This window comes from Streptomyces sp. GMY02 (genome assembly GCF_019056675.1).
Classification (GTDB): Bacteria; Actinomycetota; Actinomycetes; order Streptomycetales; family Streptomycetaceae; genus Streptomyces; species Streptomyces odonnellii.
Map to the genome: position 1 here is coordinate 1580758 of NZ_CP077658.1, position 12883 is coordinate 1593640.

The window sequence follows — 12883 nt, forward strand, 5'->3', positions numbered from 1 at the left end:
CGCCCGAGGAACGCCGGCAGGTGCGTTCGCCTCCGGTGCGCATGCCGCGCCCACCTTCGTCATGGCAGACGCGGTTGGTGCGGCCACCGCCGCTCAGGACTCCGTCACCGCAATGGCGACGAGCGGACGCTTGCGCCTCAGCACACGGTCGGCGATACGCACCAGGCGGTACAGGAAGGTTCGTTGGACCATGTAGTGCTGAACCCGAGCGATTTCCTGCTCACCCAGGAGACGCGCCACCCCCTCGACTTCGGGAGCCCCGGCCGGCACGGTCCCCCGCCCGTTGCAGGGCGCGATCACCACGCGCCCACTGTTGCGAATGCGCTTGACCTTCCCGGTGTCGGGCGGAGTCAGCACGTACAGGGTGCCGCCCTCGATCACGCACCCGACCGGCGTGACGACGGCTCGGCCGTCCTTGCGGAACGTGGTCAGGCTGACGTACAGGCCTTTGCCGATGCGGTTGAGGGCGGCTTCGAAGGCGGGGGATGTGGCGATTGACATGGGGGCTCCACTAGTCGAGGTGAATTGGATTCACCTTTGGTGAACAGTATTCACCAGGAGCCTGTGGCGACGCCAGTCGATGTACGGACCGCGGAGTTGGCATGGCCGAGTGCGTACGAGCCCGCAGCCGGTCAGTCGAGGGAGCCACTCGTCCACCGCCGGTCGCCGTCGTCCGCACTCACTCTCGGTCACATGGCCGGCCGGGTCAGCGGACGGTGAAGTCGGCCGCCTCGGGGTTCAGGGTTGTGGTGCCGTCCTGTGCGGTGGCCAGGACTGCGACGTGCCAGGCGCCGCGCGGGGACGACTCGGCGTCGGCAGCGGTGACCCCGGCGGTGTACGTGCAGCGCACGGTGTCCTGTCCGGAAGGCTTGCAGACGGCCGACTCCACGGCGGCCATGTCCTTGGCGGTCAGCTCCTTCTCGGCGAAGGGCGACTCCTGGGGCCAGGCGAGCACCTTCACGCTCTTGACACCGGAGGACGCCGTGACGTCGGTGACGAAGACCAGGGAGCCGTCGCGGTCCCCGTCGGGAGCGGTGTAGCGGGCAGTGCTGTGTCCCAGCACCGGAGTCTGCTCCCCGGCGTAGGCGACAACGAAGGCGCCGGCACCACCGAGGACGACGACACTCGCGGCCACGGACAGAGCGATACGTCGGGACATGGGATTCTCCGTAACTGTCTCAGCACTGGATCTGGTCAGCGCCGCTTGACCGCGTCGCTGGACCGATACTCGCCGCGCGAGGGTCCGCCGGGCATGAGCGCACGTACTCAAGCGGGCTTGAGTAAGCCGACCGGGATCCGCTGACCTAGCCGTGGTCCGGGGACGAGTCGATGAGTCGCCGAGTTGGCGAGTTGGCGAGTTGCCGAGTCGATGAACCTGTCAGGCCGCCGCCCGCTGGAGGCCGTCGAGGATCAGGTCCAGCCCGAACTCGAACTCGTCGCCGTACGCGTACCCGGGACGCATGACATGAGCGGTCGCGATCTCGGTCAGGTACGGATACTCGCCGTCGCCGAAACCGCTCATGATGGACTCCGCCAGTTCGGCGGTCTCGTCCGGGGTGTCGAACGGCAACGTCTTCTCCTGCATGGCGAACCCGTAGATGAAGCTGTCGAGGACCGAGACGGCGTGGGCGGTCAGGGTGAGGGAGAGCCCGCCCTGACGCAGGCAGCCGAGCACCGCGTCGTGGTGACGCAGGGTGGCGGGTCCCGGGTTGGAGCGTGACTCCATCAGCGCGATCGCCCAGCGGTGACGGGACAGCACCTGACGCATGGACACCGCCCGCTGCCGCATCGCCTGTCGCCACTCGTCACCCGGCGTGGGCAGTTCGACCTCATCGAAGACCAGGTCGACCATGCCGTCGAGCAGGTCCTCCTTGTTGGCCACGTGGTTGTACAGGGACATCGCCTCGACTCCGACGGCCTCGCCGAGCTTGCGCATGCTGAGCGTCTCCAGGCCGCCGGTGTCGGCGAGTTCGACGGCGGCGCGCAGCACCCGCTGCCGGGTGAGCGTCTCGCGGGGCTGCTGCGGGGCGGTACGTCGGGTCATGGCGGACGGTCACTTCCTCTTCTCGCGTGTTGACGAGCTTACGCCGTAAGTGCTCTACTTACGGCGTAAGTACACGCTTACGCCGTACGTTCACGCGGAGACGGAACCGGAGAGCAGTGACGATGCGGAACATGAGCGAGCCGATCGCAACCACCGGCGGGACGAAGACGATGACGGCCGTCGTGCAGGAGCGGTACGGCACCGAGCCGGAAGCCGTGCTGCGTACGGCGCGACTCGCCCGGCCCGTCATCGGGCCGGACGAGGTACTGGTGCGGGTGCGCGCTTCCAGCGTGGACCGGGGAACCTGGCACTTGATGGCCGGACTGCCGTACGCGGTCCGGCCCGTGAGCGGTCTGCGCAGGCCGAAGCTCCCCAACCCCGGCCGCAGCATGGCCGGTGTCGTCGAGGCGGCCGGCTCCGACGTGACCGGGTTCGCACCCGGCGACGAGGTGTACGGCACGGCGGTCGCCGCGTTCGCCGGCTACGCCGCCACCCGGCCCGAAAGGATCGCTCCCAAGCCTGCCGGGCTCACCTTCGAGGAGGCGGCGACGGTCCCCGTCAGCGCGCTCACCGCACTGCAGGCGGTTCGCGACCAGGGCAAGGTGGAGGAAGGGCAGCAGGTCCTGATCACGGGAGCCGCCGGCGGCGTCGGCACCTTCGCCGTCCAGCTCGCCCACGCGACCGGCGCCCGGGTCACGGCCGTCGCGAGCACCCCCAAGCTCCGCGCCGTACGGGCGCTGGGTGCCGACCATGTGCTCGACTACACCCGCGAAGACTTCCTCGCCGGCCCGCGACGTTACGACGCCATCATCGATATCGCGGGCAACCGCGGTCTTCGGGATCTGCGCCGTGCCCTCACGCCCCGCGGCAGGCTGATCATCACCGGCGGTGAGACGAACGGCGTCTGGCTCGGCGGCACGGATCGGCAGCTCCGTGCCCAGATGCTGTCGCCGTTCACGGGCCAGCACCTGGGCACGTTCATCTCATCCGAACACGCCGACGGGCTGCGCGACCTGACCGCGTTCATCGACGCGGGTGCGCTCAGCCCTGTCGTGGACCGCGTGTACCCGCTCACGGAGACCGCCGCAGCCGTCCGGCACCTCCTCGACGGCCGTGTCACGGGCAAGCTCGCGCTCACCGTGCCCGCCGAGTGACAACGCGGGACCGGGACTGACAACACGGGAACGGCGAACTCGGCCGCTGCGCCGTGAACTTCCGGCGATTTCCGCCGACTTCCGGGCGGCTTCCGACAGCTTCCGTCAACGGAGCTGCGCCGCGAACGCCGCGTATGCCTGCTCGTCGAAGAGGACGAACCTGATCTCCTCGACCTCCGTCTCCGCGGCTCGTACCGTCTCCACCGCGATACGAGCGGCGACCTCCATCGGCCATCCGTAGGCCCCGGCGGAGATGGCCGGAAACGCGACCGTTCGCGCGCCGAAGACGTCGGCGACCCGGAGGGACTCCCGGTAGCAGGAGGCGAGCAGCGCTTCATCGCCGCCCGAGACCTGATACACCGGGCCCACCGTATGGATCACCCACTTGGCTTCGAGTCGGCCGGCGGTGGTGGCGACGGCCTTGCCGGTGGGGAGGCCGCGTCCGTAGTGCGAGGCGCGCAGGGCGCGGCATTCGGCGAGGATCTCGGGGCCGCCCCGGCGGTGGATCGCGCCGTCGACACCGCCTCCGCCGAGCAGTGACGAGTTCGCCGCGTTGACGATGGCGTCCACGCGCTGGTCTGTGATGTCTCCGCGGACAAGGGTCAGGGTTGCCATATCGGTGGCTTCCTCAGGTCGCGCGCAGCCGCCGCCAGACCGCTTTCGCCGCGTTGTGCCCGGACATCCCGTGGACTCCGGGGCCGGGCGGCGTCGCGGAGGAGCAGATGAAGACGGCGGGGTGCGCGGTGGTGTAGGGGGCGAGGGAGATCTTGGGGCGCAGGAGCAGTTGGAGCCCCGAGGCGGCACCGCACGCGATGTCACCGCCGACGTAGTTGGCGTTACGGGCGGCGAGCTCGGGCGGGCCCGCGGTCGCGCGGGCCAGCACGCGGTCACGGAAGCCGGGGGCGAAGCGTTCGAGCTGGCGCTCGACCGCGTCGGTGAGGTCGCCCTGCCAGCCGTTGGGGACATGACCGTACACCCAGAAGACCTGTTGCCCCTCGGGCGCCCGGGAAGGATCGGCCAGACTGGGCTGGGCGGCGATCAGGAACGGGGTCGCGGGCGCCTGCCCGCCCGCCGCCTGGCGCAGGGCCGTGCCGATGTCCCCGCTGGTGGGGCCGATCTGGACGGTGCCGGCCCGGCGGGGCTCCTCGGCGGTCCAGGGCACCGGCCCGTCCAGCGCGTAGTCGATCTTGAAGACGCTCGCTCCGTAGCGGTAGCCGTCGTACACGCGACCAAGGCGGGCGATACGGGCCAGCGCGGTCGGCGAGGTGTCGAAGACATAGGCGCGGGCAGGCGGCAGGTCGTCCAGGCGCTTGACCTCGTATCCGGTGTGGACCGCGCCGCCCAGGTCACGGAGGTACGCGGCGAGCGCGTCGGAGATCGACTGGGAGCCGCCGCGCGCGGCCGGCCAGCCGCCGGCGTGCGCGGCGAGCGCGAAGATCAGTCCGACGGCGCTGGTGGCGAAGCCGTTCAGCGGCGCGATGACATGGGCGACAAGACCGGCGAACAGCGCCCGTGCCTTCTCGTCGTGGAAGCGGCGCGCCAGCCAGGTCGAGGGCGGCAGCCCGGCCAGTCCGAAGCGGGCCAGGGTGACCGGATCGCGCGGCAGCGCGGTCAGCGGCAGGGACATGAAGTCCCGGGCGAGGGTGTCCCACTTGCCGAGGAAGGGGGCGACCAGACGGCGGTACGCCCCGGCGTCGCGCGGGCCGAAGGACGCGGCGGTCTCGGCGACCGAGCGGGACAGCACGGCGGCCGTGCCGTCATCGAAGGGGTGCGCCATGGGCAGCTCGGGGTGCAGCCAGTCGAGCCCGTACCGGCCGAGGGGCATCGTCGCGAAGACGGGCGAGCCGATGCCCAGCGGGTGCACGGCGGAGCAGGGGTCGTGCCGGAATCCGGGCAGGGTCAGCTCTTCGGTCCTGGCGCCCCCGCCGACGGTGTCCCTGGCCTCGAACACGGCCACCGAGAATCCCCGCCTGGCCAGCTCGACCGCGGCGGTCAGCCCGTTGGGTCCCGCCCCCACGACGACTGCATCGAGCATCGACGTCACCTTCGGACTCCTTCGTAGCCGATGGCAAGAAGCCCCAGGATATTCCCGCCCACTGACAGCCCGAGGGCGGGTACTGTCCGCGACGATGAACCCGACACCGGACACCCTTCCGCCCCTCACCCTCGCCACGACGGCGGCCCGGCTCACGGGTGTACGGGGCGTACGCGCCGTGGCACGGCCTGGACGCGGACGCGGTGGAGAAGGCCGGGGATCTGGTACGGGAGGTACGAGCCGTCATGGAGACCTGACGGGTCGTCAGACCCGAGTTGGCGGACGCCCGGGTCGGCAGGCGCCCGGATCGTCGGGCTCGGGTTGCCAGGCACCCGGCGTGCCAAAGCCCGGGTTGCCGGCCGCCCGGGGTGCCAAAGCTCAGATTGCCAGCCGCCCGGCTTATCAGGCGCTCGGGTCGTCGCAGCCCGGGTTCTCAGGCGCCCGACAGGAGCCTTTCGCGTATCCGCTGGGCCGTGGCGGTGTCGCGGGCCGCCGTGAACGGGAGCGCGTTGCCGCCCGTGATACGGAACGGCTCGCCCGTGAGGGTTGTCTGGGCGCCGCCCGCCTCCGTCACCAACAGGAGGCCCGCCGCATGGTCCCAGGCCAGCTCCCAGTTGAAGGCCACCGCGTCGAGCGCGCCCCGGGCGACGGCCAGATATTCGAGTCCCGCCGAGCCGCACGCGCGGGTGCTGATCCCGTCGGTGCGGAGGCCCAGAAGGGCGCGCTTCTGTTCGTCGGTGGTGTAGTCGGGGTGGGACATCGCGATCTCCAGCCTCGCGCCGGGCGCGGGCGCTCCGGCGCGCAGCGGGACACCGTTGAGCGTGGCGCCCCGGCCGCGCACGGCGATCGCCATCTCGTCCAGCGCCGCCGCGTACGTCCAGGACGCCAGCACCTCGCCGCCCTGCGCCAGTGCGACAAGCGTGCAGAAGCCGGGCTCTCCGTGGACGAACTGGCGGGTGCCGTCGACCGGGTCGACGATCCATACGGGCGCGTCCGCGCGCAGCGCGTCGTACACCGCCGGGTCGGCGTGGACCGCCTCCTCGCCGACCACCACGGAGCCGGGCAGCAGCGCGGTCAGCGCGGCGGCGAGATGTTCCTCCGCGCGCCGGTCCGCGGTCGTCACCAGGTCGTGCGGGCCGCTCTTCTCGCTGATCTCGTGCGCGGCGAGCTGCCGGAAGCGCGGCATGATCTCGGCGGCGGCAGCCGCCCGCACCGCCGCCTCGACGGCCGACACCCGGGGCCCGGCGGGCACCCCGTCCCCCGGCGAGGCCGCGCCTCGCAGGGGGACCGTTCCGAACACAGAGTCATCGATCATGCTTCCCAGCCAATCACGCGCCTCCGACAATCCGGAGGGCAGGCCGGGTGACGGCTCGGCGGACTCTCAGCGCCCTACCGCGTAACCCTGCATGCCACGCGGGTTCGCGGCGGCCGACAGGACGCCCGTCTCCGGGTCCCTGGCGACCGCGCACAGCCGCCCCTCCGACCAGGGCTCGCCCACGGTCACCTTGTGGCCGCGCCGCCGCAGCCCCTCGACGACCTCCGGGTCCGTGCCCGCCTCGACGGTGACGCTGCCCGGCCGCATCCCGCGCGGGTAGAAGGAGCCCGGGAAGCTGTCGTTGTGCCAGTTGGGCGCGTCGATGGCGCCCTGGAGGTCGAACCCGCCGCGGACCCGCGCCCGCAGGGCGAGCGCCAGGAAGAAGTGGAACTGCCACTGGTCCTGCTGGTCGCCGCCGGGCGTGCCGAACGCCAGCACCGGTACGCCCTCGCGCAGCGCGAGCGACGGGGTGAGGGTGGTACGGGGACGGCGCCCCGGGGTCAGCGAGTTCGGCAGGCCGGGGTCCAGCCAGGCCATCTGAAGCCTGGTGCCCAGCGGAAAGCCCAGCTCGGGCACGACCGGGTTGGACTGGAGCCAGCCGCCGCTCGGCGTGGCGGCGACCATGTTGCCCCAGCGGTCGACGATGTCGAGATGGCAGGTGTCGCCCCGGGTGGCGCCGTCCCTGGCGACGGTCGGCTCGCCGGCGCCCGCCGCCGGCAGGCCCAGCGCGTCGAAACCGGGCTCACCGGCGGCGACGGCGGTGGCATGGGCGCTGAGGACCGGCTCGTGCCCGTCCGGGCTGCCGGGGCGCAGCTCGTACGAGGCCCGCTCACCGATGAGCGCGCGGCGCGCGGTGTTGTACGGCTCCGAGAGCAGCGCCGCGAGCGGTGCCTCGGCGGCGTCGCCGTACCAGGCCTCCCGGTCGGCCATCGCCAGCTTGCAGCCCTCGATGAGCTGATGCACGTACTCCGCCGAGCCGTACGCGGGCAGCTCCGCCACCCGGGACGGCAGCAGGGCGAGCTGCTGGAGGAAGACCGGGCCCTGGCTCCAGGCGCCCGCCTTGCAGAGGGTCCAGCCGTTCCACTCGTACGTGGCGGGTGCCTCGTACGCAGCCGACCAGTCGGCGAGATCGGCCGCGGTGAGGGTGCCCGCGTGGCGGGAACCGCTGGTGTCCATGGTGGGGCGGGCGGACTGGCGCAGCAGCGCCTCCGCGATGAAGCCCTCGCGCCACACCGTACGGGCGGCCTCGATCTCGGCGACCCGGTCTCCGCCGCCGACCGCCTGGGCCTCGGCGATCAGCCGGCGCCAGGTCGCGGCGAGGGCGGGGTTGCGGAACAGCTCCCCCGGCGCCGGCGCCTTGCCGCTGGGGAGGTAGACATCGGCGGACGAGGTCCACTCGGTCTCGAAGAGTTCCCGGACCGACTCGACGGTCTCGGCGACCCGTTCGACGGGCGGGTGGCCGTCCTCGGCGTACTCGACGGCGTAACGGAGCACCTGGGCAAGGGACTTGGTGCCGTGGTCGCGCAGCAGCAGCATCCAGGCGTCGAAGGCGCCGGGCACGGCGGCGGCCAGCGGGCCGGTGCCGGGGACCAGTTCGAGGCCGAGGGAGCGGTAGTGCGCGATGGTCGCGCCCGCGGGCGCGGGGCCCTGGCCGCAGAGCACCCGGACCTCGCCGCCCGCGGGCGCCAGGATGATCGGCACCTCGCCGCCGGGGCCGTTGAGATGCGGCTCGACGACATGGAGGACGAAGCCCGCGGCGACGGCGGCGTCATAGGCGTTGCCGCCGTCCTCCAGGACGGCCATCGCGGACTGCGAGGCGAGCCAGTGGGTGGAGGAGACCATGCCGAAGGTGCCCTGAAGGGTCGGCCGGGTCGTGAACATACGGATGCCACCTCACTGTCGGGACGGACCGGTCGCGCCCAGCAGGGTATCGGGCACGAGTGGGGCGACGGCCGTGAGGAGAGCCGGAAAAGACCGGAGGGAGGACGCGGAAAGCGCGTCCTCCCTCGGTGGGGGTGCTCCGGCGGGGCCGTCCGCTAATAGATGTTGATCTCGTTGTGGATGTTGCCCGTGCTGAAATTGATCAGGCTGCCGCAGACAAGAAGACAGGGGCGGTTCGGGGGCGTGGGCGGCACCGGAGCCGTCGACACCACGACGGTCGTCTCGTCGTTCGAAGCGCCGCAATTGTCATTGCCGTTGTACGCGGCCGTAATGGTGTGGCTGCCGGTCGTGGTGAAACTCGCCGTGTAATTCGCCTGCCCTTCCGCTCCGACGGGCACGGTGTTCAGGATGTCCCCACCGTCGAAGAACGTCATACCGAGGCCGCCGCTGGGGTCGCCCTCGCAGGTCACCGTCGCGGTGAGCTGCACCGCTTGCCCGACGGTCGCCGAAGAGGGCGTCGCCTGGACCGAGGTCGTGGACGGCACGGCCGCCGCCGCCGGCGTGGCGAAGGCCACCACCGCGGCGAACGCCGCGACGGTGGCCATTCTCCAGGCTTTCCGTTCTTTCCGATGTCCCACTGATTCCACTCCTTGATCGCCAAAAGGGCAGGGACCCGCCGCAGGGGGCAGCGGGTCGGAGAGCGTCACCCTACGCCCGGTGTCCCGCAATTCCCGGGAGGCATTGGCGCGGTCGGCCCGCTCCGGTCGAATGGATGAGTAAAAGGAGCGGAATTCCGTTCTTTGTGCATACGGACTCCGCGTGCATACGGACTTCCCGTGCGTACGTACTCCGCGTACATACGGACTCCGCGCACGCGCTAAATCATGGGTGCCGCAACTCGCGTATAGGTGAGCGAGTTGCTGGTGCCGCCGGCCGAGGTGACATTGACGGAAACGGAACCCGTGGTGCCCGCCGGAGCGAGCGCGGCGATCGTGGTGTCGGACAGTACGGTGAACGCCGCGGACGCCGTACCGAAGCGGACCGCGGTCGTGGTGGTCAGACCGCTGCCGATGAGGGTCACCCCTGCCCCGGCGCTCGTCGGCCCCTGGGCCGGGGAGAGAGCACTCAGGACCGGGGGCGCGACATAGGTGTAGGTGAGCGGGTTGCTGACGCCGCCGGGTCCGGTGACGGTGACGGCGACCGACCCCGTACCCGCCGGTGAGACGGCGGTGATCTGCGCGGAAGAGGTGACCGTGAAGCCGGTGGCCGGGGTGGCGCCGAAAGTGACGGCCGTGGCGCCGGTCAGGCCGGCTCCGGTCAGAACGACGGTGGTGCCGCCGGCCGCCGGGCCCTGGCCGGGCGAGATGTCGACCAGGTAGGGCGCGCTCACGTAGAAGAAGTAGACGGGACCGGTGGTGCCGCCCGCTGTGGTGACGGTGATCGGTACCGCGCCCGATCCGGCCGGTGAGACGGCGGTGATCTGGGTGGCGGAGTTGACGACGAAACTGGTGGCGGCGGTGCCCCCGAAGGTCACGGCCGTGGCACCGGTGAGGGCGGTCCCGGTGAGGACGACCGTGGTGCCGCCGGAGGTCGGGCCCTGGCCGGGCGATACGGCGGTGAGGGTGGGCGCCGCCACATAGGTGTAGGGGACGGAGCCGCTGGTCCCGCCGGGCGTTCTGACGGTGACTCCGACGGTGCCCGTTCCGGGCGGCACCGTCGCGGTGATCTGCGTCGTCGAGTTGACGGTGTAGAGGAGGGCGGCGGCGGTGCCGAAGGTGACCGCGGTGACGCCGGTGAAACCGCTGCCGTTCAGTGTCACGACGTTGTTGCCCGCCGTAGGACCCGTATTGGGTACGACCGAGTTGAGCACGGGCGCGGCGGCGATGGCGGTCGGCCGCGCCGCCGCCACGGCGGAATCGCGGTTGTCCACGGTGTCTCCGTAGGTGTGAGTGGGCTCGCAGAGCCGTGAAGTGAAGGGGCCGGAAACGGCTGATCGCCCGCCTCTGGACGGACGGGCCGTGGCCCCCGGCCCGGAAGGGGATCCGGGCCGGGGGCTCGGGAGGGGGACAGGGCGTCGGCGTCCCGCGAGAAGGTGCCGCCTCGCGGACCGCCGTGTCCGCCTCGGCATCGGGACGGCCCCGAGAGTGGCCGCCCTCGAAGGCTCGGTCAGATACCGGGCCCTGCGACGTAGGTGAACGCGTCCGCGGAGGTCACGCTGCCCGCGTCATTGGTGACGACGACATCCACCGCGCCGGCCGCGCCGGGCGGGGTGACGGCCGACACCGAGGTGTCGGAGATCACGGTGAAGGGCGCCGGGTTGCCGTCGAAGGTCACCTCGGTGGTGCTGGTGAGGTTGGTGCCGGTGATGGTCACGGCCGTACCGCCCGCCGTCGGCCCCTCGTCGGGGGCGACCGCCGTCACCGTCGGGGCGGCGACATAGGTGTACGAGAGGCCGTTGTTGGTGCCGCCCGCCGTGGTGACGCTGACGCTCACCGCGCCGGCCGCGCCGGCCGGGGCGACCACGGTGATCTGGCTGTCCGACACCACGGTGGGCACCGCGGTGTTGGCGCCGAAGGCGACGCTGGTGGCGCTGGACAGACCGGTGCCGTTGATGGTGACGGTCTGGCCGCCCGCCGTCGACCCGGAGGTCGGGCTCAGGGACTGCTTGAACGGCGCGCCGACGTAGTAGAAGGGAATCGGGTTGCTCGTCCCTCCCGGCGTGGTGACCGTGACGCCCACCGCCCCGCTGCCGGACGGAGAGACGGCGGTGACCTGCGTGGGTGAGACATTGGTGACGTTGGTGGCGAGCCGGGTGCCGAAGCGCACCGCGGTGGTGCCGGAGAGATTGGTGCCGGTGATGGTGACGGGCGTGCCGCCACCGCTGGATCCTTGGTTCGGAGTGATGGGCATGTGAGAGCTTCTTCCTCGCCCGGGATGTGGTCCATCGCCGGGCGCTGATGGGAGCGTCCGGGCCCTCGTCACCGCGGCAGGACGCGAGTCAGCTCTTGTGTCCACTGGCCAGGTGAGATATCAACGGCCTTGTCGGTGCCCGGTCGCCGGTCCCGCGCCACCGGTGTCACACCGAAGGTCATTGACGTACACAGCCTGTCAGGCTCAAAAAGCACACCGCCTGATCAGGGGCTCGCTCGCGTCTTCGCGGATTCTTAGGCCCGCCGATGCGCATAGCTGAAGTAATCCATCTGGGTGATTTCGCCACAAGGCTACTGACAGGGAGTCACCCGTTCAGCCGAGCGCGGTGGCCCGAACTGGGGCGCATTAGCGGCGCATTCATGAAATTCCGACTATCGTCTCGTCACGCCTTGACACCGGACAGCAGTACGATTTGCACAGGTCATGCCCCAAAGGCGGAGGTTTCCCGTGCACGGTGAGTACAAGGTCCCCGGCGGCAAGCTCGTCGTCGTCGATCTCGACACGGAGGACGGGCTGCTGCGCCGGGTGCGGGTCGCCGGGGACTTCTTCCTGGAGCCCGACGAGGCGATCGAGGCCATCGACCGGGCCCTGGAGGGCGCGCCCGCCGACACCGACGCCGCCGGTCTCGCCGCCCGTGTCGAAGCGGCGCTGCCCGAGGGCACGGTGATGTACGGGCTGACCGCCGAGGGCATCGCCATCGCGGTCCGCCGCGCGCTGGCGCACGCCACCGACTGGACGGACTACGACTGGCAGCTCGTCCATGAGCCGCCCCAGTCCCCCGCCCTCCACATGGCGCTCGACGAGGTCCTCACCACCGAGGTCGCGGCCGGGCTGCGCCCGCCGACGCTGCGGGTCTGGGAGTGGGCGGCGCCCGCGGTGGTGATCGGCAGCTTCCAGTCCCTGCGGAACGAGGTGGACCCCGAGGGCGCCGAGCGCCACGGCATCACGGTGGTCCGCCGTATCTCGGGAGGCGGCGCCATGTTCATCGAGCCCGGCAACACCATCACGTACTCCCTCTCGGTGCCGGACTCGCTCGTCAAGGGGCTCACCTTCGCCGACAGTTACGCCTATCTGGACGACTGGGTGCTGGGCGCGCTCGGCGACATGGGCGTCAAGGCCTGGTACCAGCCGCTCAACGACATCGCCACGGACAGCGGCAAGGTCGCGGGGGCCGCGCAGAAGCGCATCGTCAGCGGGACGGGTGCCGTACTGCACCATGTGACCATGGCGTACGACATCGACGCCGCCAAGATGCTCAATGTGCTCCGCATCGGCCGCGAGAAGCTCTCGGACAAGGGCACCCGCAGCGCGGCCAAGCGGGTCGACCCCTTGCGGCGCCAGACCGGACTGCCGCGCGAGGCGGTCATCGAGCGGATGATCGCCTCCTTCCGGGGCCGTTACGGTCTGACGGACGGCACCGTCACGGACCAGGAGATGGCACGGGCGCGGGAGCTGGCGGAGACGAAGTTCAGCACCCCGGAGTGGACGGCCCGAGTGCCGTAGACCGTCGCCGAGCGGGACGG

At 71.2% G+C, this 12883-nt stretch carries 12 protein-coding genes; 2 read left to right on the plus strand and 10 right to left on the minus strand.

Annotation, left to right across the window (positions count from 1 at the left end; genetic code table 11):
• Positions 1–93 precede the first annotated feature (93 nt).
• The 3 genes from KQY30_RS06590 to KQY30_RS06600 all read right to left on the minus strand — a co-directional run bounded on the left by KQY30_RS06590 (position 94) and on the right by KQY30_RS06600 (position 2044).
• Positions 94–501: a PPOX class F420-dependent oxidoreductase gene (locus KQY30_RS06590; RefSeq protein WP_217306014.1), complete on the minus strand. Its 408-nt coding sequence runs from the start codon at positions 499–501 to the stop codon at positions 94–96.
• A gap of 205 nt (positions 502–706) precedes the next feature.
• Positions 707–1159, minus strand: a complete 453-nt coding sequence (locus KQY30_RS06595; protein WP_217306015.1) for a DUF5707 domain-containing protein — start codon at positions 1157–1159, stop codon at positions 707–709.
• A gap of 219 nt (positions 1160–1378) precedes the next feature.
• Positions 1379–2044, minus strand: coding sequence for a TetR/AcrR family transcriptional regulator (locus KQY30_RS06600; RefSeq protein WP_217306016.1), 666 nt, complete (start codon positions 2042–2044; stop codon positions 1379–1381).
• 131 nt (positions 2045–2175) lie between these two features.
• Between KQY30_RS06600 and KQY30_RS06605 the strand changes: the two genes are divergently transcribed.
• The gene (locus KQY30_RS06605) at positions 2176–3198 is read left to right on the plus strand and encodes an NAD(P)-dependent alcohol dehydrogenase (protein ID WP_254406980.1); all 1023 of its coding nucleotides are present in this window, start codon (positions 2176–2178) and stop codon (positions 3196–3198) included.
• A 105-nt stretch (positions 3199–3303) separates the two neighbouring features.
• Here KQY30_RS06605 and KQY30_RS06610 read toward each other — a convergent pair whose 3' ends face one another.
• From KQY30_RS06610 to KQY30_RS06640, 7 genes are all read right to left on the minus strand, one after another.
• Positions 3304–3813 carry an O-acetyl-ADP-ribose deacetylase gene (locus KQY30_RS06610; protein WP_217306017.1) on the minus strand — a complete coding sequence of 170 codons (510 nt, stop codon included), beginning with the start codon at positions 3811–3813 and terminating at the stop codon, positions 3304–3306.
• Positions 3814–3826: 13 nt separating this feature from the next.
• On the minus strand, positions 3827–5242 hold the full coding sequence (locus KQY30_RS06615) for an NAD(P)/FAD-dependent oxidoreductase (protein WP_217306018.1): 1416 nt from the start codon (positions 5240–5242) through the stop codon (positions 3827–3829).
• A 424-nt stretch (positions 5243–5666) separates the two neighbouring features.
• Positions 5667–6548 carry an inositol monophosphatase family protein gene (locus KQY30_RS06620; protein WP_217306019.1) on the minus strand — a complete coding sequence of 294 codons (882 nt, stop codon included), beginning with the start codon at positions 6546–6548 and terminating at the stop codon, positions 5667–5669.
• 66 nt (positions 6549–6614) lie between these two features.
• Positions 6615–8429 (minus strand): gamma-glutamyltransferase family protein, encoded by a 1815-nt coding sequence (locus tag KQY30_RS06625; protein ID WP_217306020.1) that lies wholly within the window; start codon positions 8427–8429, stop codon positions 6615–6617.
• 155 nt (positions 8430–8584) lie between these two features.
• Positions 8585–9034: an Ig-like domain-containing protein gene (locus KQY30_RS06630; RefSeq protein ID WP_217306021.1), complete on the minus strand. Its 450-nt coding sequence runs from the start codon at positions 9032–9034 to the stop codon at positions 8585–8587.
• A 272-nt stretch (positions 9035–9306) separates the two neighbouring features.
• Positions 9307–10359, minus strand: a complete 1053-nt coding sequence (locus KQY30_RS06635; protein ID WP_254406981.1) for an IPT/TIG domain-containing protein — start codon at positions 10357–10359, stop codon at positions 9307–9309.
• 236 nt (positions 10360–10595) lie between these two features.
• The gene (locus KQY30_RS06640; protein WP_217306023.1) at positions 10596–11339 is read right to left on the minus strand and encodes an IPT/TIG domain-containing protein; all 744 of its coding nucleotides are present in this window, start codon (positions 11337–11339) and stop codon (positions 10596–10598) included.
• Between the two features lie 468 nt (positions 11340–11807).
• On the opposite strand from KQY30_RS06640, the gene KQY30_RS06645 reads away from it, so the two are divergent.
• Positions 11808–12863 carry a biotin/lipoate A/B protein ligase family protein gene (locus KQY30_RS06645; protein ID WP_217306024.1) on the plus strand — a complete coding sequence of 352 codons (1056 nt, stop codon included), beginning with the start codon at positions 11808–11810 and terminating at the stop codon, positions 12861–12863.
• Positions 12864–12883: the final 20 nt, after the last annotated feature.